This is a genomic window from Gardnerella sp. DNF00038 (genome assembly GCF_049262855.1).
GTDB classification, from domain to species: domain Bacteria; phylum Actinomycetota; class Actinomycetes; order Actinomycetales; family Bifidobacteriaceae; genus Bifidobacterium; species Bifidobacterium vaginale.
The window spans coordinates 273,460-295,581 of record NZ_CP058407.1 but is presented as its reverse complement, the minus strand read 5'-3'; the positions used below and the strand labels follow the sequence as shown (position 1 = coordinate 295,581).

19 protein-coding genes are annotated in these 22,122 nt (G+C 43.8%); 4 read left to right on the top strand and 15 right to left on the bottom strand.

All coding sequences use genetic code 11. From position 1 onward, the window contains the following. The first annotated feature begins 25 nt into the window (after positions 1-25). Together HXT19_RS01125 and HXT19_RS01120 are read left to right on the top strand one after the other, a co-directional pair. Complete coding sequence (locus HXT19_RS01125) at positions 26-1,204, top strand: ROK family transcriptional regulator (protein ID WP_004112034.1); 1,179 nt, start codon at positions 26-28, stop codon at positions 1,202-1,204. A gap of 55 nt (positions 1,205-1,259) precedes the next feature. Continuing rightward, positions 1,260-2,099, top strand: a complete 840-nt coding sequence (locus HXT19_RS01120; protein WP_004112032.1) for an ATP-binding cassette domain-containing protein — start codon at positions 1,260-1,262, stop codon at positions 2,097-2,099. 342 nt (positions 2,100-2,441) lie between these two features. Here the strand turns inward: HXT19_RS01120 and HXT19_RS01115 are convergent, their stop codons facing one another. Together HXT19_RS01115 and HXT19_RS01110 are read right to left on the bottom strand one after the other, a co-directional pair. After that, complete coding sequence (locus HXT19_RS01115) at positions 2,442-3,653, bottom strand: hypothetical protein (RefSeq protein ID WP_422119719.1); 1,212 nt, start codon at positions 3,651-3,653, stop codon at positions 2,442-2,444. 615 nt (positions 3,654-4,268) lie between these two features. Then, complete coding sequence (locus tag HXT19_RS01110) at positions 4,269-5,273, bottom strand: biotin--[acetyl-CoA-carboxylase] ligase (RefSeq protein ID WP_422119718.1); 1,005 nt, start codon at positions 5,271-5,273, stop codon at positions 4,269-4,271. A gap of 109 nt (positions 5,274-5,382) precedes the next feature. On the opposite strand from HXT19_RS01110, the gene HXT19_RS01105 reads away from it, so the two are divergent. Both HXT19_RS01105 and HXT19_RS01100 read left to right on the top strand, forming a co-directional pair. Next, positions 5,383-7,521, top strand: coding sequence for a DUF6020 family protein (locus HXT19_RS01105; RefSeq protein WP_422119717.1), 2,139 nt, complete (start codon positions 5,383-5,385; stop codon positions 7,519-7,521). Next, on the top strand, positions 7,518-8,807 hold the full coding sequence (locus tag HXT19_RS01100) for a helix-turn-helix domain-containing protein (RefSeq protein ID WP_020759975.1): 1,290 nt from the start codon (positions 7,518-7,520) through the stop codon (positions 8,805-8,807). Before HXT19_RS01105 ends, HXT19_RS01100 begins: the two co-directional genes overlap by 4 nt. 87 nt (positions 8,808-8,894) lie before the next feature. Here the strand turns inward: HXT19_RS01100 and rplA are convergent, their stop codons facing one another. The 13 genes from rplA to ribF form a co-directional block, all read right to left on the bottom strand. Further along, the gene (gene rplA, locus HXT19_RS01095; protein ID WP_004112012.1) at positions 8,895-9,590 is read right to left on the bottom strand and encodes a 50S ribosomal protein L1; all 696 of its coding nucleotides are present in this window, start codon (positions 9,588-9,590) and stop codon (positions 8,895-8,897) included. Between the two features lie 15 nt (positions 9,591-9,605). Beyond that, entirely contained in the window at positions 9,606-10,037 is a 432-nt protein-coding gene (gene rplK / locus HXT19_RS01090; protein ID WP_004112010.1) for a 50S ribosomal protein L11, read from the bottom strand. A gap of 296 nt (positions 10,038-10,333) precedes the next feature. Further along, complete coding sequence (gene rplL / locus HXT19_RS01085) at positions 10,334-10,717, bottom strand: 50S ribosomal protein L7/L12 (RefSeq protein ID WP_004112006.1); 384 nt, start codon at positions 10,715-10,717, stop codon at positions 10,334-10,336. A gap of 95 nt (positions 10,718-10,812) precedes the next feature. After that, complete coding sequence (rplJ, locus tag HXT19_RS01080; RefSeq protein WP_004112001.1) at positions 10,813-11,334, bottom strand: 50S ribosomal protein L10; 522 nt, start codon at positions 11,332-11,334, stop codon at positions 10,813-10,815. A 449-nt stretch (positions 11,335-11,783) separates the two neighbouring features. After that, positions 11,784-13,178, bottom strand: a complete 1,395-nt coding sequence (locus HXT19_RS01075; RefSeq protein WP_004118365.1) for an NCS2 family permease — start codon at positions 13,176-13,178, stop codon at positions 11,784-11,786. Between the two features lie 293 nt (positions 13,179-13,471). Beyond that, positions 13,472-14,251 (bottom strand): phosphate ABC transporter ATP-binding protein PstB, encoded by a 780-nt coding sequence (gene pstB, locus HXT19_RS01070; protein WP_004111995.1) that lies wholly within the window; start codon positions 14,249-14,251, stop codon positions 13,472-13,474. A gap of 51 nt (positions 14,252-14,302) precedes the next feature. Continuing rightward, entirely contained in the window at positions 14,303-15,319 is a 1,017-nt protein-coding gene (gene pstA, locus HXT19_RS01065; RefSeq protein ID WP_422119716.1) for a phosphate ABC transporter permease PstA, read from the bottom strand. Beyond that, entirely contained in the window at positions 15,316-16,278 is a 963-nt protein-coding gene (pstC, locus tag HXT19_RS01060) for a phosphate ABC transporter permease subunit PstC (protein WP_004121417.1), read from the bottom strand. Before pstC ends, pstA begins: the two co-directional genes overlap by 4 nt. An 82-nt stretch (positions 16,279-16,360) precedes the next feature. After that, entirely contained in the window at positions 16,361-17,548 is a 1,188-nt protein-coding gene (gene pstS, locus HXT19_RS01055; protein ID WP_422119715.1) for a phosphate ABC transporter substrate-binding protein PstS, read from the bottom strand. A 283-nt stretch (positions 17,549-17,831) separates the two neighbouring features. Beyond that, a complete protein-coding gene (gene mtnN, locus HXT19_RS01050) occupies positions 17,832-18,533 on the bottom strand; it encodes a 5'-methylthioadenosine/S-adenosylhomocysteine nucleosidase (RefSeq protein ID WP_004121411.1) in 702 nt (233 codons plus the stop codon). Positions 18,534-18,541: 8 nt separating this feature from the next. Beyond that, positions 18,542-19,018 carry a hypothetical protein gene (locus HXT19_RS01045; RefSeq protein WP_020759970.1) on the bottom strand — a complete coding sequence of 159 codons (477 nt, stop codon included), beginning with the start codon at positions 19,016-19,018 and terminating at the stop codon, positions 18,542-18,544. A 335-nt stretch (positions 19,019-19,353) separates the two neighbouring features. After that, positions 19,354-20,613: a 3-deoxy-7-phosphoheptulonate synthase gene (locus HXT19_RS01040; RefSeq protein WP_422119714.1), complete on the bottom strand. Its 1,260-nt coding sequence runs from the start codon at positions 20,611-20,613 to the stop codon at positions 19,354-19,356. 113 nt (positions 20,614-20,726) lie between these two features. Continuing rightward, the gene (ribF, locus tag HXT19_RS01035; protein ID WP_032841433.1) at positions 20,727-22,040 is read right to left on the bottom strand and encodes a bifunctional riboflavin kinase/FMN adenylyltransferase; all 1,314 of its coding nucleotides are present in this window, start codon (positions 22,038-22,040) and stop codon (positions 20,727-20,729) included. Between the last annotated feature and the right edge of the window lie 82 nt (positions 22,041-22,122).

Genomic DNA, 22,122 nt, shown 5'->3' with positions numbered 1-22,122 from the left:
TTTAAAATACAGATATGCTTATATTATGTCGCATTTATTCGGATCCCAAACTTCATTGCGAGAAGCTAATCGATCTGCATTACTTTCTTACATACGCAGATTTGGTGCAATTACGCAAATAGAGCTTGCTGAAGCGACAGGATTATCAACTGCAACCGTATCAACTCTTGTAAGACAACTTGTAAAAGAAGGGCGGTTGTACACAGAAAACACAATACATAACGGAAGAAGAGCAACACTCGTAGCTTTAGCTCGTAGAAAAGGAATAAGCGCAGGACTAAAAATTAGTAGACACTCTCTAGATCTAATTTTTATTGACTACGAACTTAACATAATCGCGGAACGAACATTACTATTACCAAAACAACATATTCCAGATGTAACTCTCGAGCGAGCAACATTACTCATAAATGAAACTTTATCCAACATAAACGCATCTGCAAAAGAACTAATAGCAATAGGCGTATCTATAACAGCACCAATAGATAAACGTACAAAAACAATAGCAATACCTGGCATTATGCCACATTGGAACAATTTCGACATTATTTCGTATTTACAATCAATTTTTAATATTCCAGTTACTTTAGATAACGATGCAAACTGTTGCGCAGTATGGGAATCAAGAGCAGGATCTGTTACAAAAACCACAGATTTCATATACATAAATACCGATGACGGAGCTGGTGCCTCCATAATGGCAGATGGGAAAATATGGCGCGGCGTAACTGGAATGGCAGGCGAAATAGGGCATATTCAAGTTGATCCACTCGGAAGCATTTGCGCATGCGGAAACCGTGGATGCCTTAATACTTTTATAAATGAAGAACGAATCACATCGTTATTAAGAGTTACCCATGGAGATCTAACTGTAGAAGATCTTGTACGTTTAGCAAATGAAGGAGACCCAGGATGCAGACGTATCATAGCTGATACTGCAATACGAATAGGAACAGTAGCAGCAGAACTATGCACATCAGTAGACCCTGAAATTGTAGTTATAGGAGGACTCCTAGTGCAAAGTGGATCAGTTTTCGTCGATGCTTTTAGAGAGTCATTGCACCGCTTACTATTCCCTGATGTTTTAACTCCTATACAAGTTGTGGTTGCATCAAATCTTACTAATTGTTCTGCACTAGGAGCAGCACTAGAAGGAATTGATGCTGCAGAAAAAATACATCACAAAACATCTCAACACCTATAGAAATAGGTTGTAATATCGATTGCAATATGATTAGCAATATCAACAAGGAGACGTAATGTACGGACAAAATCCACTCCTACAGCTAAAAGATATTAGCGTAAACTTTGGCTTTACCGAAGCGCTTAAATCAATAACACTCGATATTTATAGCAAAGAAATAGTGGCAATTGTTGGAGACAATGGCGTCGGAAAATCCACTCTTATTAAAACAATATCTGGTTTGATCCAACCAACAAAAGGAAGAATGATCTTTGAAGATAAAGAAGTGAATTTGCACTCCATACGAGAAGCAAATGATCTTGGAATAGCAACAGTTTTTCAAGGACAAGAATTTTGCGATAATTTGGACGTTACATCAAATCTATTCTTAGGCAAAGAGATGCGAAATAAATCATGTCATACACTCAATAAAGATGCAATGGCGTGTGAAGCCCGAAAGGCATTACAAGAACTAACATGTGCCATAAGAATACATACTCCAATACGATTACTATCAAGTGGACAACGTCAAACTGTCGCATTGGCACGAATGCTACTATCGGATCCAAAACTCATACTATTAGACGAACCTACAGCTTCATTATCTTTAACACAAACAGCTGAAACCTTATCTTATATGAAACGCCTACGATCACAGGGTCGCACAATTATATTGGTATGCCATAATCTTCCAGACGTATTTGCAGTTGCAACTAGGATAGTTGTACTAAGACAAGGAAAAATCGTTGGAAATCATGATGTTAGTGAAACAAATTATGTCCAAATAATCAGAGAAATGACTGGAATAGAGGATGAGGAAGACGATACAATATCTTCATCAATAATAGACAACATAAATGAGAATCAAAAACTAAGTCATAAAAGAAATGCGCTTATTAGTAGAAGTGCAAAATAAGCTATCAAGGTCAAAACATAAGAGCCTATTCCCGCGTTTGTTTACCAAAACACCAAATCTGACTACAAAACACGCACAAACACGAGCGAGAATAAACAAACACAAAAAAATGCTTCCGGTTTTGAAAGCCCCTAGTAGCAAACAAAACCGAAAGCAACAACACTCAACACCCAAACCCAACAAGCTAAACGAATCAACACTGGGAAGAAAAGAAAAACAATAGCAAACCAATGTTAAAACAATAAAACCAAAGAGAATCGGGAATAAACCAGTGTGATGCTTCCCTACAAAACACCACACTAGTCGTTGAGCGCAAACCCTAAATAAGGTGGTAAATAATGCTTAGTGACGCATCTTGCGAACAGCAGCACCCATACCAGCAAGCATAGAAGCAGCCAAAGCAGTCAAAGCAACACCAACACCAGCATTACCAAGCTTCTCGCCAGACTTACCATGACCACCCTTAGCAGCAAGCTCACCCTTAGCAGCAGCTGGAGCAGTCTTAGCAGCTTCCTTCTGAGCAGCCTTACCAAGCTTGCCACTAGCAGCATCATTCATAGCCTTAGCAGCACCTGGAACATCCTCAAAATTAGGAGCCAAAGGATCAGAAGTCACAACAGCAGGAAGAACAGCAGGATTCACACCCAAACGAACTGCATCATTATAAGCAGCCTTGTACTTAGTCAAAGCAGCATTATACTTAGCAGTAGAAGCAACAGCCTTAGCCTTAGCCTCAGCATAATCCTTATTAGCCTTAGCAGTCTCAGCAACAGCAAAATCAACCTTAGCCTGAGCACGATCTACAGCATCAGTAAGACGCTGAGCCAAAGCAGAATCATCCTTAGCAGAAACCTTGTAAGCTTCCAAAGCATCCTGAGCAGCCTTCAAAGCCTTCTCAGCAGCTTCCTGAGCAGCTACCTTACCAGCCAAAGTAGCCTTAGCCTTCTCATACTCAGCATAATCCTTAGTATAAGCAGCAAAAGCATCATCAAGATGCAACTTAGCAGTCTTCACAGCCTCAACAGCCTCAGCCTTCTTCTGATCATCAGATGGAGCAGCCTTTGGTTCTGGAGCCTTAGAATAAGCCTGCTCGGCAGCAAGATAAGCAGTAGCCTTAACATTCTTATCCTGCTCAGCAGCAGTCTTAGCAGCCTGAGCATCAGCATTAGCGTTGTAAGCATTTACATACTTTTCAGCAGCTTCCTTTTCCTTTACCTTTGCAGCATCGGTAGTAGTTACCTTAAGATGACCATTAGCATCATCTTCAATCTTCACGCTTTGATCAGCGGCATCAGCTGGCTTATTACCAACAGCCTTCAAAGCCTCAGCAGCGGCAGTAGCCTTAGCATCAGCATCAGTAGCAGCCTTAGAAGCAGCCTCATATGCAGTACGAGCGGCGTCTAATTCTTTCTTCAAATCAGCCTTAGACTTCTTAACTTCCTGAGACTGAGTATTTGCACCGCCATCAGCAGCGAATGCTGGGGTTGCCATTGCGAAGCCGGCAAGCAAAGTAGCGCCAGCAGCGAAAGCAGCGATAGCCTTCTTATTCATCATTTTAATTTCCTTTCTTCTTCTCCTCCGTGCAGGTACACGAAGAAAAATCTTAAACATCCAACAACATTCAAAACATTGTGGATAACCACCATCTAGAGCATCTAGCTAGCAGCTGTTATTAACATACCCCCCCCCCGTTTAAAAAAGTCAAGAGGCAGCCACACAAAACAAACAGAAAAAAATAATGTTACACACAAACTAATCCACAATAAAAACTATTTTCACCATAATATTTGCGGATTAACACTAATAAAACCGTAAAAACACATTGTTTCAAGGTTTTTAAAGAATTTTCCCAGACTTTTCTCAGGAAACTACTCAAGCAAGAACACTAACACTATAAAACCATTGAAAAATCAACATTCCACACACACCACACACGCAACACGCCGACACCACACCACTCTTCACTCTGCCTATCTCTTATCCCGAGATTGTTTACGTATTTGGCAATTTTGAAAACAAACGCAAAATCATTTTCCCGAAAATGTTGCTTAAAACCACAAAATCAACAACAAAATGCGGAAAGTTTTCCCGAGTTTGTAGCTGATTCATGGCGTGTCAAACTACAAAAAGCGCAAATGTCGTTCGCGCAGTCCAAGCGCGCGAATGCACCTAGATTCGCACAGCACAAACATCGCCAGTGCGAACAGTTATTATCTGCCCAGAATCCTTACGCACTTGAATAGAAGCATCACGCATAAGATTTTGAGCAACTCCTTCTACACTAGTAAAACTTTTTGCACCAACATCATAAGCATCAGCGTGATTAGAATCGTCAACTCCAGCATCAATCCCCAAACCGTCATCATTCGGCGCGCGAACAATCACCTTGCGCCCCAACGTCCAACATGCTTCACTCGCTTCTTTAAGCAGATCCAAAGAGTATTCATTCGTATTCTTTACAAACTTCCCCAACCTAATCCTAAGATTTTCCACCAATCGCGCAGCTATATTATCCCCAAGCTCAGCAAAATCTGGCAGATTATCGTAATGCATTTTAAGCGAAGTTGCTTCCTCGATTGGAAGCGACTGCTTATCCATAAAAAGATTTAAACCAATCCCGAAAATAACTCCAACATTAGGATCGGCAATATCTCCAGCAACCGTTTTTGGAGTCAAAACAATCTCCGTTAAAACTCCACCTTCTTTACAGTCACCAATAAAAATATCATTAGGCCATTTAAGACTGATCTCGCTATAATCTGGCAATTCCCCATTTGCAATCTGCGTAGAGCCAAACTCTTTTAGCGCGCCAATAATCGAATCTCGCGCAGCAAGACCAGCAATTATAGGCAGCCAGCCATTGTAACTTGGATTCTTAACAATGCTACTTGGCAAAATCGTGGCAAAAGAAGCTAGTAAACTCTCAAAAGGCTTACTAACCCATTTTCTACACAATCTTCCTTTGCCAGCTGTCTGATGGCAAGCAGCAACAACATAAATCGAAGGCAATTCGTCTTGTCTTTTTACAAAACAGATATTACTGCAATCATCAGCGCACCCATCAGCGCACCCATCAGCGAGAATTTTGCGCGCATAATTCTGCGTTGAATCAATAACGTCAAAATAAACAAAACCGTCTGCAACATTTTTAGTGCGTTCAAAAAAATTACTCATACAGAAATTATAGAAATTTTAATATAATTTAAAAAGATTGTGCAACAGGTATAATTTACACAAGTACTTTACACAAATTACTTATTAGGATTAAAATCAGTAGGTCACTATGAAATTCATTAAAAATGACTATGCGAGCGCAAAAACAGTCGCAGAACCTACTGATACTTGCAATGCAAAACCAGATACGAAAAACGATATAAAACCAGATACAAAATCTGAAATGAAAATCGATCCAAAAACAAGCACATCAAAAACAAGCTTGACAAAAACATCAGTATTTAATCTCGTAAGTCAACTTGCGACTCAAGCACTAATACTATTTACTTGCATATGGCTCGCTCTTTGCACAAGCTTAGGCGTGATTTACCGCAATCAGGGATCTTTAACCGATTTTAATTGGGTTAACGCACTTATTTTTGCAGCAGTATTCTGCGTTTATTACGCTATTTTAAGATCCATCATTCATTTTGGGAAAAATAACAAAAACGACAAAATACTAAAAATACTAAAAATCACAACTTATAAAATCACAAAACCACTTTTTCACCCATTTAAGAGCATCGCCGCTAAAAAGCCTAAGATAATTTTTTCAATAAAACGTACTCTAGAATGGTGTTTTTACCATTCAACTTGTAGAAAACGAAACATTTTCCTAACACTGATTATCGGCTGGCTGTGGGCACCAATAACACTTCTAGCAGCTTATGGAGCCGATATTTGCTCACAAATCCGAGAATACAGCTGGACATGGAACCAAATAACTGGCATAAAACAACCATACATTGGATTCTTTAGCTTTGTTCCAGCAGACATCTACCCAACAGCACACTATCTTTGGCCGGCAAAACCTACGTATTTAAGCGACCAACACAACATTGTTTTAACATTAATTTACGGTGCCGTAGCAGCAGTATCGCGATATTTTACCGAATCAAACGATGCTGGAATCATACTACTTGCAATTATGCAATTCATTCTTGCAGCATGGTGTTGTGCCGCCACAGCAAACCGATTCCTAAACACACCGTGGGCTAAATCTAAAACAAGCGGAACGCAAGCTGCTTTGCCAACACCAATCTTCTTCCGCGCAGCCGTAATAATCACATTTTTATTCAGTCCACTTGTAGTTTTTTCAACAATCGCACTAACAAAATCACCATTATTCGCATTTGCATTCGTATGGTGGTTTGGAATATCTTATGAACTACACTGCACAATACAAAACACAAAAATTTCACGCAAACATACGATTCTTGAACTGATAATAAGCGTTTGCATTATGCTAATCGCAGCAAAATACGCGTGGTATATTCTTGTAATTCAATTTGTACTTCTAATGTTTTACAGCATAAAACGTTGGAAAATATGGGTTTTATGCATTCTGCTCCCAACAATTCTTATACACGGAGCCATAATAATAGCCATATCTAGCGGAGCCATAATAAATGGAGATCCTATTGAAAGCCGCGGAGTACAACTTCAGCAAATAGCCAGAATCGCAAAACTAGATCCAAAAAGCATACCTCATAAAGCAGCACGAGAAATTGCGCCAATTTTTAATCTCAACCAAACCGCTGAAGCATACACACCTCAAGACGCAGATCCTGTAAAATCTTCTGGCTTACAGTCTAAAAAAGTGAGCTACCGTTGGCGTTACATTACAAAAGACGACATGAAAAAGTTTAACCACGCATGGTGGCTTATGGTTAAACACAGTCCAATTGTTGCAACGGACGCATTCTTAGCCAAATCCTACGGTTATTTTGACATTCTAGACATCCCTTATGTTGGACCAGAATACTACATAAATACTGACAACATAAAAAACTCAGAGTGGATACGCTACTGGCTACCAGAATGGCGTGCAGGTGTTTCAAATACTGTTGAATCGTGGAGTAATACGCCGATTTTAGGTTGGCTGATTCACGGAAACCTGTATGTTGTTGGCACACTGCTTATCGGAGTTGCAGAAATCGTTCTTAAACGTTGGAAAACACTCGTTTTGCATATTCCTCTTGCGCTGTTAATGGGAGTAATGGTGCTGGCTCCTGCAAACAATTTTGAACGACATATGCTCCCTATTACGTTCGTATTCTTCTTTACGGCTCTAACATTTTTAAGAGAGTCTAAATTGCTTGGCAGAGATAATATTATAGATATAACGTCAAATACAAAAATAGAAAATACTTCACAGTTGCCACAGTTGCCAAAATTAAATATAGAAACGATTGGAGGTGACAAATGAACAACGAACTTTACGATAGCGCGGTTGCTGGCGACTCTACTGCTGACACAACCAGCAAGCTTTATGACGTAGACTATAGTACTACTAGCAACATCACAGAAGATGTTGATTTTCTAACAATTCTTACAGGAATATTGCCAAACGGAAACAATATTTATAATAGGAACTCAAACGAAGCTAAGGAAAAATCGCAAGCAACCAGCGATGAAAAAGCCGAAGAAACTCAAGACCAAAACCAAACAGAAACACATAAAAAACATCATCTTTTATGGCGCAGAAAACAATCAAACGAAACTACAGAAAAAGCTACTAGCAAAACACCACAATTTACGCCACTGCCATGCGCGCCAAAAAACGAAGACACAAGTGGAATATTTGACAATCGAGACGGAAAAATCTTCGACTCAGCAACACGCCTGCGACTACACACAATAATTGGAGCGTGCCTGATGAATGGCATTGCAGACAGCCGCGTAAGCGCACTAATGCACCTCTTACAATGGCAAGAAAATACGCGACTCATGGCAATAGCTGGCACATACGAAACACTCGATATAAACGAAGACAGTCCAACACGAAAAACAACAACTCACGCGCCGCAAAACAACACAGACACTTTACGACGAACCATATGGACGCAACTTGGCGCATGTGGAGCATACGATGCGATAGTAGACCGCGTTCAAAAAGACGCAATTACATCTAGAACAAAAACATGGAAAATAGCCGCAAAACCTCAAGCAAAAGAAAACGATGAATTTCCTGCCCCGTCACACATAATCATCCTAGCTTTAAAAGAAAACCCAAACCAAGACGCGCTAAACAAACTTTGCGAAGTATTTACAAAATCAGGTAAGCCAATTTGCATAAGCGAAATTGCAGTCGGCGCACAAGAAATATGCGAAGAAATCACAGCAACTCTAGCAGCGCTTGCTGTTGCACCTTCTGTAACACATTTGCCACAAATAATACGCTGCGACGACGTTCTGCCAGAGCGCGCGCTTATAGGCGACGAAACCGCCGTAGAAACCTTATATACTAAGGTGTATCAGAGCTTGGCACCATACAACCCAGACGACCCAACTTTGCAAACTGTAGATGCTTTCTTGCGATTTGGCGGTGCACTAGACCAAACTTCACACAACCTTAATGTGCACCCAAACACAATACGATATCGACTGCGCAAAGTTGCACAAACAACAGGCTGGGACGCCACCGATCCGCGTGAAGCATACGTTTTACAAACTGCTATTACGATTGGGCGCATCCGCGATTCTGCGCGCTAAAGCAAAAAGCGCCGAAAACAACGCATTCTATAAAAGAACACACTATTTTCAGCGCTAATAAAATTACTCAGCTATGCTTGGCTAAAATCACGCAGCAATGCTTGCAATATCCACTGGAACACCAGGAGCCATCGTAGAGGTAATCGTTACCTTAGTGATGTAACGACCCTTGATGGTAGTAGGCTTCAAGCGGCGAATCTCATCGGCAACAGCCTTGAAGTTCTCTTCAAGAGCCTTCTCGTCGAAGGAAAGCTTGCCAAAGAGGAAGGAAAGATTGCCCTGACGATCAACGCGGAACTCAATCTTACCACCCTTAATATCGGCAACAGCCTTTGCAACATCCATTGTAACGGTGCCAGTCTTAGGATTTGGCATCAAGCTACGAGGACCAAGCACACGACCAAGGCGACCAACCTTGCCCATCATGTCTGGGGTTGCAACAACGGCATCGAAGTCAAGGAAGCCACCGGCAACCTTCTCGATAAGCTCGTCATCACCAACGATGTCTGCGCCAGCTTCTTGAGCCTCAGTAGCCTTTGGACCACGAGCAAACACCAAAACCTTAGCGGTTTTACCAGTGCCATTAGGCAAGTTCACAACGCCACGAACCAACTGATCCGCCTTGCGAGGATCCACATTAAGGCGCATAACAGCCTCAGCAGACTCGTCGAAAGCGTGCTTTGGCATGCTCTTAAGCAAAGCAATAGCTTCAGCTGGGGTGTAGAGGTTGTTGCGGTCAATCTTCTCAGCCGCTTCACGATACTTCTTAGAACGCTTCACCATTTTTTCCACTCACTTTCAGTCGGTAACGGTAATACCCATCGAGCGAGCAGTGCCCGCGATAATCTTCATACCAGCTTCAACATCTCGTGCAGAAAGATCTGGCATCTTGATTTCGGCGATTTCGCGCACCTGAGCCTTAGTCACAGAGCCAACCTTGTGGGTCAATGGGTTCTCGGTGCCCTTAGGAATACCAGCAGCCTTAAGCAACAAAGCAGCAGCTGGTGGAGTCTTAAGAATAAATGTAAAGGAACGATCTTCGTAAACAGTAATCTCTACTGGGACAATCTGACCCATCTTGTCCTTCGTCTGGTCGTTATAGGCCTTGCAGAAGTCCATGATGTTTACGCCGTGGGAGCCTAAAGCAGGACCCAGTGGTGGGGCTGGATTTGCTTTACCAGCCTGAATCTCGAGCTTAATAAGCGCAGAGACTTTCTTTTTTGGAGCCATAATATGGTTCTTCTTTCTTTTGAAGCGGTTCATTCGGCGCCCTAAAACGTTGATATTAAGCCGTTTTAAGGATCCTCCCGCAACTTATATTGCTGTGCTGTGCTAGCGGATTACTCCTCCAGTCACAAGCTTTCCTATTATGCCACTTTGCCGCGACGATTTTGGAAACAAAAGCAAAAACGGCAAGGAATCCGTGAAACCACGAAAACCTTGCCGCGTTAAAAACGCATTCGCGACTAGTGCACTAGCAAATTGCACCAGCAACCAGCCGCCTGCGTTAACAAAAGAGCCTAGAACTACTTAAGTTCAACAGTTGCGCCGGCTTCTTCGAGAGCAGCCTTAGCCTTGTCGGCATCTTCCTTCTTAGCCTTCTCGAGGACTGGCTTTGGAGCATTGTCAACAATGTCCTTAGCTTCCTTCAAGCCGAGGCCAGTCAAAGCCTTAACAGCCTTGATGACGGCAACCTTCTGAGCACCTGCAGAAGCGAGGACAACGTCAAACTCGTCCTTCTCTTCCTCAGCAGCGCCAGCGGCAGCGGCTGGAGCAGCAGCAACAGCAGCTACAGGAGCAGCAGCCTCAACATCGAACTTCTCTTCAAAGGCCTTGACGAACTCAGAAAGCTCGACGAGGGTCATTTCACCGAAAGCTTCAAGAAGCTCTTCGCTAGTGAGCTTAGCCATAATGGCTTCCTTTCTTACTTGGCCAGACACACCTTGTGCCTTAGAGCCATAACATTTTTATTATTTTTGGTCTCATGCAGCAAGCTGCAAGGGAATCAAGCGGCCTTTTCCTGCTTCTCGCGCAAAGCGTCGATAGTACGCACTGCCTTGGTTGGCAAAGCGTTGAACAAGTAGGCGGCCTTGGACATGGTGCCCTTGAGCGCGCCAGCCATCTCGGAAAGCAATTCTGGGCGAGACTTGAGGTCTGCCAGCTGCTTGGCGCCTTCGGCATCGTAAACGGTTCCATCTGCGAAACCGCCCTTGATGACGAGGGTCTTATTCTCTTTGGCAAAATCACGCAAGGTCTTAGCAGCCTCAATGAAATCGCCCTTTACAAAGGTGATTGCAGTTGGGCCAGCAAGAAGCTCATCAAGACCTTCAATGCCCGCTTCCTTAGCGGCAATGCGAGCAAGCGTGTTCTTAGCCACAGAGTAGGAAGTATCGCGGCCTAGCTTTTCGCGCAGAGAAGAAATCTGCGGAACTGTAAGCCCGCGGTACTCGGTAAGGTAGACAGCGTCGGCGTTACGGAACAAATCCGTAAGCTCTGCAACTACCGCTTCCTTTTCGGGCCTCTTCATGGCGTTCCTTCCTAAATTGGCCGTCGGAATGGAAATAACATATCAAAAAAAAGCCCTGCGCACGGCAGAGCATCCAAAAAACACATAGTGTTAAAAAGTTTGTGAAAAATCGCAAATAAATTGCAACAATCACTGCTCAACCTGTGCTGGCATGACACATCATTTTCAGGAATCTTACGACTCCACCAACGGTCTGTGGTTTACGTTGGGCAAGTTTAATACCCACACGCGACAATGTCAATATTTTTCGCAAACTTTATAATTTATTTTTATTTAAGATTATTTAAGAGCGTACTCAACACGCGCGGTTGCTGGCGACTTATCCCAAACTAACGCGGAAAAGTCGAAAGCAACCGTACGCACCAAATACGCTCTTAAAATAATTAATTAAATTAATATCTAACTAATATCTAACTAATATCTAACTTAACTAATACAAACTAACAGATTTACAAAACTGCGTTAGCAACAAAATCAAGAATGAACAAAAGCGAAACAATCCAAAGCATTGGATGAACGTCTTTAGCACGCTTCTTGCAAGTCATAACTAAGCAATACATGATAAATCCAGCGGCGATGCCGTAAGAAATCGAGTAAGAGAACGCCATAAACACAGCGGCGAAGAACGCAGGAATAGCTTCAGAAATATCATCCCAAGCAATCTCCTTCAACGAGCTTGCCATCATGCAACCTACAACTACAAGCACGCCAGCCGTAGCAGCAGCAGGAACAGCGCTAGCCAAAGGCGCAAGCACAATCGAAAGTGCAAAGCACACAGAAACAACTACAGAAGTCAAACCAGTGCGACCACCAGCACCAATACCAGCAGCAGACTCAACGTAAGTAGTGGTGTTAGAAGTACCGCAAATTGCGCCAACCGAAGTTGCAATCGAATCAGCAAACAGCGCGCGATCCATCTTGGAGCTAAATCCAGAACCGTTTTCCAAAGCCTTCTCATCCGCCTCAGAGAAAATGCCAGTACGACGGCCAGTACCAATAAACGTGCCAAGAGTGTCGAAAGTATCCGACATAGAGAAGGCGAAAATAGTTACCAAAACAAGCGGAATGCGTGCTGGATTAGAGAAGAGAGCAGGGAAACCTTGCGGACCAAAAATAGCACCAAAGGTGGTTGGAAGCTGAGCAAAAGCATCTGTAACAGAAACAGCGTTATTTAACGAAGTCAAGCTAAGCGGAATACCAATCAAAGAGGTTGCAATAATCGTAATAAGCAAGCTTGCGCGAACCTTAAGAACAGTAAGAACAATAGCCAAAACAAGTCCAATAAGGAATAGCCACAAAACAGGATTGTTAATAACTGCAAGACCTGGAATAGCAGCGGTTGGCTTACTCTTAGCAGCGGCAGCAGGATCCTTGGAAGTAAAGGTTATTAAGCCAACGCTCATAATGCCTACGTATGCAACGAATAAACCAATGCCACCACCAATCGCGTGTTGCAACGAAGTTGGGATGGCGCGAATAATCATCTTACGAATCTTAGTAACGGTAATAATAATGTTAATTAAACCGCACAAGAACACCATGCACATGGCTTCTTGCCACGTAAAATGCAAGCCAAAGCAAACTGTGTATGTGAAGAATGCGTTAAGACCCATGCCAGCAGCTTGAGCGTAAGGCACATTGGCAAACAAGCCCATAACAAGCGTGCCAATAATTGCTGCGATGATTGTAGCGAGGAAAACGCCACCCTTAGGCATGCCAGTTTGGCTTAAAATCATTGGGTTTACGACGATAATATACGACATTGCAAAGAATGTAGTGAGACCTGCAGTGATCTCCGTTGATACATTCGTGCCGTTTTCTTTGAGATGGAAGAACTTTTCCATAAACTCTCTGTTCCTTGGTTTTACAGCGCAAAAGACCATAAAAAGCGCGGCGAGAGCACTTGAGCAATCGCGGACGCAATTACATTTGGGCATTCACGCAGAGGTTACTGCGACTCGCTCGACGCACAAAGCAAAAGCCGAATAAACACGCTAGAAAACTCACGAAATTTGAAACGACTTATAGAACTTTGAACAACCGAACAGGTTCGACCTTACGCGCACGTGCTGACCAAAGAAAATCATGTAAAGAACCATGCAAAGAAAACGTGTAGCGGATCGCACGAATGCAAAAATCACCCAAAGCGGCCAGAAATGTAGCGCTCCGCCTCCGTGTTGCGCGGATTGTTGAACATAGTGGTTGTATCTGCAAAATACTCAAGATGCCCTGGTTTTCCAACCGCCTTAAGGTTAAAGAACGCAGTGTAGTCGGCAACGCGCGCTGCCTGCTGCATGTTGTGCGTTACAATCACAATCGTGTAATCGCGCTTAAGCTCGTTAATCAAATCTTCTACAGCAAGAGTAGAAATCGGGTCAAGAGCAGAGCAAGGCTCGTCCATAAGAAGCACTTGCGGATGCACAGCCACTGCTCGCGCAATACAAAGTCGTTGCTGCTGACCGCCAGAAAGCCCGATTCCTGGCTTATCTAGTCTATCTTTAACTTCGTTCCACAAATTCGCGCCGCGTAAAGCCCACTCAACTAGGTCGTCGGCATCTTGCTTTGAAATATGGCGATTATTTAAGCGAACTCCTGCAAGAACGTTTTCGCGAATAGACATTGTTGGGAAAGGATTTGGGCGCTGGAACACCATTCCAACATCTCGGCGAACTGCCACAGGATCCACGTCTTTGCCATACAAATCACGGCCTTCAAGCAACACCTGACCTTCCACGCGAGCGCCTGGAGTAATCTCGTGCATGCGATCTAAAGTGCGCAAAACCGTTGATTTTCCACATCCCGAAGGTCCAATAAAAGCCGTAACCTTGTTTGGCTCAATGCTTATGTTAACGTCTTCTACTGCTAGAAAATCGCCATAGTAAATGTTCAAATGCTTAACATCAATGCGCTGACCCATTTGCGCCTCACTTTCTAAAATCTATTTCGCTCTATTTCGACTTATTTCGCTCTATTTTGCTTTTACTGAAAACACGCGAGCCACAACTCGCCCAACAATATTCAATAGCAAAACAATCACAATCAAGGCAAGAGCTGCCGCCCACGCGCGCTCCATTGGAATCGTAGTAACGCACGAAGATGGCGCGTTAGCTGGGCAATTCGCCGAAAGCTTTGAATACTCTTGGTAAACGTACACTGGCAAAGTGGTCATTTGTCCGTCAAAAAGATTGAAATTCGTAGACGCAATAAACCCAGCTGCCATTAAAAGCGGAGCCGTCTCTCCAATCACGCGCGCAACAGCAAGAATACAGCCAGAAACAATGCCAGGCAAAGCAGTGCGCAAAACGATTTTTGTAATCATGCGCTGCTTTGTAACTCCTAGAGCAAGAGCCGCCTCTCGCAAATCATTCGGCACAATTTTTAGCATTTCTTGACACGACTTAACAACAGTTGGCAACATAAGCAGCGAAAGCGCAACCGACCCTTCAAAACCGTTGATTGTGCCAGGACCCACAAAAATCGTAAAGCTAGAAAACGCAAACAAGCCAGCCACAATCGAAGGAATTCCGCTCATAACGTCTACAACAAGATTAATCACCCTAGCTAAGCGACTTCCTCGCGCGTACTCAATCAAATACACGGAGCACATAATTCCAATCGGAATCGAAATCAGCATTGCGCCAAGAGTAATCTCCAACGTTCCAATAATTGCGTGCAAAATACCGCCATAACCGCCTGTGCCAGTGGCCGCACCACCAACTACATACGTCATATTATGCGTTAAAAAGTCAAGGTTTAGTCGCTTAATGCCGTTTACAATAGTCGTAAAAAGCAAAGAAAGAAGCGGAATTAGCGCAACTACAAAAGACAGGAAGATTAACACGCGCATAAACGCGTCTTTTCGCTTACGACTTGCGATTCTAGAGCGCGTTGGGCGGAACTTGTTAAAGTCGATTTTTGGAGATTCGCAGCTGTCTCCAATAGCCTGATCAACCCCAACTTGTAACGATTCTGAATTTTGCATCATGCACTCGCCTTTCCCGTGATTTTGCGAGCAATAAGGTTTACAGCGAATGAAATAACAAACAGCACCAAACCTGTAGCAATAAGCGCACTAACACCCAATCCGTTGGCTTCTGGGTATTGCGCTGCTATGTTTGCTGCAATCGTCTGGTTTTGTGAAGCTTGCAAAATGTTGAATTTAAAGGTGAATCCTGGAGACAAAATCATAAGAACTGCCATTGTCTCGCCAAGCGCGCGACCAAGACCAAGCATAGACGCGGAAACAATTCCCGACTTTGCAAACGGCAAAACCGCTAGCTTTATCATCTCCCACTTTGTGGCACCAAGAGCGAGCGCGCCTTCTTGCTGCAATCGCGGAGCTTGCTGGAAAATATCTCGAGCCATAGAAGTTATAATCGGCAAAATCATAACAGCAAGAACAATACTAACGGTTGCAGCACTACGCGAAGGACTTGCCGCTGGGCCTGCAAAAAGCGGAATCCAGCCAAAAATGTGCGAAATGAACTTCCAGAACGGGTATACTGCTGGAACCAACACCAATCCGCCCCAAAGACCGTAGATTACGGACGGAATTGCAGCAAGCAAATCAACCACACCGCTTAAAAATGGCACTATTTTTGGCGGAGCATAGTGGCTTATAAACAGCGCGATTCCAATCGAAACAAAGAATGCAAGGAGCAGAGCGAGTGCAGACATAAGAACAGTTCCAAAAACCATCGGCGCTACGTAGCTCAGAAAATCATGCGCTTTGCCACCCGTAAAGTCCAAAAATACTTGACTTACTTGGCTTTTGTTTGCGCCTAGAATCGGCCACGCTTGAAACAGCAAGAACAGCGCCACAGCTGTAAGCACCATTAAAATCAGCAATCCGCATAAAAGCGCTACGCTTTTGAACACGCGGTCGGCAAAATGGCCACTTTTGTGCGCATCTTTACTGATTTCAGTTCTCTGTTTAGAACTCACTCATGCTCCTTTTGTAGTCATTATATAAATGCTATCAGTAGCAATATATTGACTACTCTAAAATCTTGGCAAAATACTATTTTTACTTGCCAATCGACTGAATCGACTGAATCGACTTGTTAATCCTGCCCATAAGTTTTTCTGGCAAAGGCGCGGTTCCAGCAGCACCTTGAGCCGCAGCCTGACCATCTTTGCTAGTAACGTAGCTAAGCCACGACTTTGCAAATCGCGCTGTTGCAGCGTCTTTGTACGCATTGCACACAATATCGTAAGAAACTAGCACAATCGGATAGGCGCCTTTTTCTTCTGTTTTGTGGTTTATTTTAACAACAACGCGGTGCTTTGCTTTTGCTGCAGCATCTTCGTCAATCTTTGAATCATTAACGGTTATAGAACCACCTTCTGGGCTAATCTCGTTGTAAGAATCTCCCACTTTTACTGCCACAGTTCCAAGCTTTCCAACTTGCGAGAAGTCCGCGTATCCAATCGCTCCGTCTGCCATGCGGATTGTGGAAACAACGCCAGACGTGCCTTTTGCGCCCTGACCCACGCTATTTGGCCAATTTTCGCTAAGATTGTAGGACCAATCGCTTGGAGCAACGTCTTTTATGTAGCTTAAGAAGTTCTGCGTTGTACCAGACTTATCGGACCTGTGAACAACTGTAATCGGCTTATCTGGAAGCTTTAGCTTTGGATTTTGCGATTTAATCGCATCATCATTCCAACGCGTAATCTTGCCGTCGAAGATTTTTGCGATTGTAGAAGCGTCCATATTTATGTGTTTTCCAGCATCCGAAACGCCTTTTAGATTAAAGATTACTGCGATTGGAGAAACGTATACTGGAACGTCGAAAGCTGTAGTGCCATTAGCGCAAACCGACTTTGATTTTTCTAGCTCATCATCGCTTAGCGATTTATCGGATCCAGCCCATGCTGTGGCTCCCGTCATAAATGTTGTTACTCCTGCGCCTGAGCCAGTTGGATTATAGGCGATTTTGGCGCCAGGATTTTTAGATTGGAATCCTGCAATCCACGCTTCTACAGCAACCTGCTGGGAAGATGCACCAGATCCTTGGAAGTTTCCTACGATTTTTGCAGAAGAATTTGTGGAGGATTGTGAACTACTTGCAGGAATATTATCTCCGCAAGCTGCAAAGCTCACTAAAGTTGCGGACGCTAACAATCCTGCTGCAACCGCGCGCATATTCCACTTTGTGTTAGATTTTATTGATTGATTTTTTACTGCATTTTTTACTGCATTTTTACGCATATTCTTCATTCCTTTCAAGAAGAATTGCCATTATGCCAGTCGATTCGCGTTTCTCGTATAACCTACCGCAAATCTTTCCTCTTAAATTAATTAAACTAATGTTCAAAACTGGCATCTTTTATTTCTTATTACCTTTTTCTTCTATTAACGATGCCAATATTAAGAGGGGGGTAAAAACCTTGCCGCCAAAATCTAGTTACACCTAAAAAATGGCGGCATTTAGCGCTACTCGCCTTTTGATTGACAATGCAACGCGTCGGCGACCACATCGGCGTGTTGCATTCTACAAATTTCTAGCAATATTTACCGTCATTTTTGCGGCTGTATCCGCGTATTCGGATATGTCGAAAGTGTGAAACTCTTCGTATTTTGTGTCTGCATTGTCGCTCATTGCGCGCACAACTAACGCTGGAATGTCGTTTCTTGCAGCAACGTGAAGAATCGCAGCACCTTCCATTTCTACAGCATCCGCTTGAGTCGCCTCAATTACTTCCGCCACTTTTTCGGGCGTGTCTACAAAATATCCACCAGAGGCAATTGTTCCTAAAATGTGATTAATGCCCATCTTTGTTAAAACATTGTCTGCTGTTTTAAGAAGATAATCGTCTGAATGATACTCGTTTGTAAACGGTTTCCACTGACTAATCATGCGCATGTCGGTGTCTAAATATCTTAATGTTTTTCCAAGAACAACATCATTCGTATGCAAATTTTTATTGAGATTTCCTGCAATTCCAGAAAAGATTACAGCCTGCGGCTTATACGCATCAATTAAATACTGCGTTGTTGCAGCGGCATTTACAAGTCCCATTCCGCCAACTGTTGCAGCAACTTCGATTTTTCCACCATCTTCGCATTCAAGCACACCGCAAGATACGTCAAGGCTAGCCGCCTTATCGTGCTTAACATTGCTAAGAGAAGCGGCAATGTGCGCAACTTCTTCTTCCATAGCGCCAATAATGGCAATTTTTGTAAATTTAGGCATTCGTCAAATCATCCTTTAATCTTGTGTGTTGCATTGCGTTTAATCAAAAATACGCTTACATAACACATAATAACAAAAGACGCGGTTGCGATTTTTAGCAAAGAGCTGCACGTGAATTCAAACCAAGGATTTGTAACAGGAACATTCAAAAACTCCATGATTTGATCTTGAAGCGCCATAAACCCGAAGAAAGATGCTATTAGCAAAACGCAAATTATAGAGCCAACAACAAGACGCCATCCGCGCACAAAAACGCAAAGCACAATCAACGTAATAAACGGAACAATAACGCTAAACCATAGTGCAGAACAGGTAACAACAGTGTAGCCTTTGCTGTGAGTTCCACGATACCACGCAAACGCCAGAAGAAACGCGCCAACAAACAGAAGCGCAAAAATCGCGTATCGCGCGATCGTCAGGGCGCGGCTTAAAACGCTTTTATCTTGGGGAAGACTGTTACGCTCGGGGGCTGGCGATTCGCACATTTTGCACTCCTTTGTTCAAAAATGCTGCATATTTGAGGATTTATTGTAATGCGAATCGACGACTTCGAGCTGCATAATGCGCGGGCGCGACGACCTGCCTTTTCGCTTAAAGCGTAGCGCGAAAAGGCAATTCGGAGCGCTGAGCTTGCTTAAGGCTGAAAGCACAGTGTGCTTTCAACGCAAGCGAAGTCGTTAGCGCGCTTAGACCGCGCTAACGACATGATCTTCTATTCCGCTTTTTGTACGTGTTTTGGGTCGAATGTGATACAAAGTGCGTCAATTGGTTCCGCTTTTTGTAGCTCGACACGCCGATTAAAGCAACATTTTCGGGAAAATCAAGACTTAAGTCGGCGAGAAGAAACAGACTGCGCAAGAGTGTTAAGCAATTGCTCGGTATCTTCCCAAGAAATGCATCGATCCGTAATCGACTTTCCGTACTCAAGCTCACTCAAAGGCGCAGGATCTTGGTTTCCGCCTTGCAAGAAGCTTTCCATCATAACGCCTTTAATGCCTTTTTCCCCGTGCGCAAAACGATCCGCAATATCTCGCACAACTTGAATCTGGCGATTCTCATCTTTGCCCGAATTTCCGTGCGAGCAATCGATTACAACGCCATTAGACGCCACGCAATCCGCGCCGAGCCTCAGACGAACCGATGCAACAGCAGCAGCAACAGAAGCCGCATCGTAGTTTGGACCCTTGCTAGAGCCACGCAAAACAACATGACAATCAGGGTTTCCAAGTGTTTGTACAGCGCAAGCGCGTCCAAGATGGTCGATTCCAAAGAAAGTGTGATGCTGGCTAGCAGCCAAACATCCATTGACGGCGGCCGTAACAGAGCCATCCGTTGCGTTTTTAAATCCGACTGGCATAGAAAGACCGCTAGCAAGCTGGCGATGAATTTGCGATTCCGTGTTTCGCGCGCCAATCGCCCCCCAGCTAACCGCATCCGCAATAAACTGCGGGCTAGTCGGCTCCAAAAACTCGGTTGCTGCAGCCAAACCAGCGTCTAGTACGCCGAGAAGTGTGCGACGCGCTAAAAGCAAACCCTTGTGAATATCGTGCGTACCGTCAATATCTGGGTCGTTTATCAAACCTTTCCAACCAACTGTTGTGCGCGGTTTTTCAAAGTAAACGCGCATAACAATCAAAAGCTCGCCTTCGAGCTTTGCGCGCAAATCTGCCAAGCGAGACGCGTAGTCAAGAGCCGCAGCAGGGTCGTGAACCGAACAAGGTCCAACGATTACAAGCAAGCGGTCGTCGTCTCCATTAAGGCATCTGCGGATTTCATCGCGTGACTCGGCAACAATATCTTGCGCATACGGAGAAAGTGGCAACTCACCAAGAACTTGCGCAGGAGTGGGAAGCGGCTCCAACTCCAACACGCGACGGTTGATTATACGATCTACTCCAACCTGGTCTTCCCAGCGCTCGAATTTGGATGAATCGAGTGGATTTTTCCCTTCTTCAACAGCTTTTTTAACAGCACGAGCATCCGAGTGATTTAAAGCATTGCCGTTAAACGATTTACAATTAAGATCACTTGTACTAGGTTCGATGCCGCTAATATCGCTGCTATTAATATCCAACTCCATAATCACCGCCAATCTTAAGCACAAAACACCACAGCTGTAGCCAATAATCTGATTAAATCAGATTCCAATCAAGCTAGATCAAGAAAAATCATCCTAAACTAATCTAAACCAGCTTATCGGTTTTCAGCATCAGTTATTTCTCGCACTTTCTCAACATCGTGTCTAACGGCATCCTTAAGAGTCTCAACAGAATCGAAAGCATGTTGAGGACGTAAGAATTGCGCAAATTCAATGCAAATGCGATGACCATACAAATCCTGCCACTTATCCGTTAAAGCATAAGCTTCAACCACACGATTTTCACTATCATTAGGATACGTAGAAGAATCTGCGCCAAAATCAGAGATAAAATCACCAGAAACTACACCGTTAGCAGAAGCACTCTCATTCGACTCAGCAAAAGTTGGCTTAGTTCCAATTGAAATCGCAGCAGCCCAACGCCATGGCGAATGAACTCCAAGATGCAACTCATCCTTACGCAAAACGCCAACACTCGGAATACTAGAAGAATGCAAATTATCAGCACTAGCCTCGTCCGCATCTAAATCAACAATCCAACCAGCGTAAACTCCATCAACAGGCACATACCCATCAATACGCTCACCCAAATTCACTGTTGGGAAACCGATTTCGCGACCGCGCTCGGCACCATGAACCACAATACCCTCAACTCTATGCGGCTGACCAAGAACATCCCTAGCATCGCGAACCCTACCATTCGCGAGCATCCATCTCACATTCGTAGAGCTCCAAGCACGAACCTTCTTATTCGGCATACCTTTACTCCAAGCGCGATATTCCGCCTTGTTCATACCATCTGCAGGGTCTTTTGGCTCTCCATCTTCAGACGGAACTTCTGGCACAATTGGGTCTGGAACACGAACATCCCCTGGACCAAAATCGTCTACCACAACTAGATCAAAAACGCCGGTAGCTTGCGCAAGCTCCTTAATCGCATGAACATTCCCAGCTCTACGCGCTCCAAGGGCTGCATCCGACCCGAGTACAAGTGCACGCATACCAAGTTTTCCAACAAGCTGCCCTAGGAAGAATCTGTATGATTTTGCAGCAAAAGCTAAGCTATATCGAACAATAATCACATGATCCACGTCTAGCTGCTGCAAAACCCTAAGACGCTGACGAACACTTGTTAACGCCTGCGAATCCACTGGAATCTGCGCGTTATCTCCAAAATCGTCGAATAAATCTGGGTTTTCATGAACCACGCTTGGTCGCGGATCAAACATTATAACCACAGAAAACGCATTGTTTTTGCGAGCAAGATCAACGGTGCGTTCAATAACTTTTCTATGCCCTAGGTGCATGCCGTCAAACACACCTATCGTAACAATCGCCTTACGCTGAGCACTTAATGTTGGCCAATTAATCATGCCGTTGGCATCTGGTCGAATGTTGATGACCTTCATCATATCCTTACTATTCGCAACTATCCGAAATAAGCAGCATTCCTGCCGCGAACCCTTATTTTCACACTATTAACTATTTTAC

What these genes read in the sequence shown, in the direction of transcription:
- HXT19_RS01125 (WP_004112034.1), top strand. Translation starts at nt 26, where the DNA reads ATGTCGCATTTATTCGGATCCCAAACTTCATTGCGAGAAGCTAATCGA.
- HXT19_RS01120 (WP_004112032.1), top strand. Translation starts at nt 1,260, where the DNA reads ATGTACGGACAAAATCCACTCCTACAGCTAAAAGATATTAGCGTAAAC.
- HXT19_RS01115 (WP_422119719.1), bottom strand. Translation starts at nt 3,653, where the DNA reads ATGATGAATAAGAAGGCTATCGCTGCTTTCGCTGCTGGCGCTACTTTG.
- HXT19_RS01110 (WP_422119718.1), bottom strand. Translation starts at nt 5,273, where the DNA reads ATGAGTAATTTTTTTGAACGCACTAAAAATGTTGCAGACGGTTTTGTT.
- HXT19_RS01105 (WP_422119717.1), top strand. Translation starts at nt 5,383, where the DNA reads ATGAAATTCATTAAAAATGACTATGCGAGCGCAAAAACAGTCGCAGAA.
- HXT19_RS01100 (WP_020759975.1), top strand. Translation starts at nt 7,518, where the DNA reads ATGAACAACGAACTTTACGATAGCGCGGTTGCTGGCGACTCTACTGCT.
- rplA (WP_004112012.1), bottom strand. Translation starts at nt 9,590, where the DNA reads ATGGTGAAGCGTTCTAAGAAGTATCGTGAAGCGGCTGAGAAGATTGAC.
- rplK (WP_004112010.1), bottom strand. Translation starts at nt 10,037, where the DNA reads ATGGCTCCAAAAAAGAAAGTCTCTGCGCTTATTAAGCTCGAGATTCAG.
- rplL (WP_004112006.1), bottom strand. Translation starts at nt 10,717, where the DNA reads ATGGCTAAGCTCACTAGCGAAGAGCTTCTTGAAGCTTTCGGTGAAATG.
- rplJ (WP_004112001.1), bottom strand. Translation starts at nt 11,334, where the DNA reads ATGAAGAGGCCCGAAAAGGAAGCGGTAGTTGCAGAGCTTACGGATTTG.
- HXT19_RS01075 (WP_004118365.1), bottom strand. Translation starts at nt 13,178, where the DNA reads ATGGAAAAGTTCTTCCATCTCAAAGAAAACGGCACGAATGTATCAACG.
- pstB (WP_004111995.1), bottom strand. Translation starts at nt 14,251, where the DNA reads ATGGGTCAGCGCATTGATGTTAAGCATTTGAACATTTACTATGGCGAT.
- pstA (WP_422119716.1), bottom strand. Translation starts at nt 15,319, where the DNA reads ATGATGCAAAATTCAGAATCGTTACAAGTTGGGGTTGATCAGGCTATT.
- pstS (WP_422119715.1), bottom strand. Translation starts at nt 17,548, where the DNA reads ATGCGTAAAAATGCAGTAAAAAATGCAGTAAAAAATCAATCAATAAAA.
- mtnN (WP_004121411.1), bottom strand. Translation starts at nt 18,533, where the DNA reads ATGCCTAAATTTACAAAAATTGCCATTATTGGCGCTATGGAAGAAGAA.
- HXT19_RS01045 (WP_020759970.1), bottom strand. Translation starts at nt 19,018, where the DNA reads ATGTGCGAATCGCCAGCCCCCGAGCGTAACAGTCTTCCCCAAGATAAA.
- HXT19_RS01040 (WP_422119714.1), bottom strand. Translation starts at nt 20,613, where the DNA reads ATGGAGTTGGATATTAATAGCAGCGATATTAGCGGCATCGAACCTAGT.
- ribF (WP_032841433.1), bottom strand. Translation starts at nt 22,040, where the DNA reads ATGAAGGTCATCAACATTCGACCAGATGCCAACGGCATGATTAATTGG.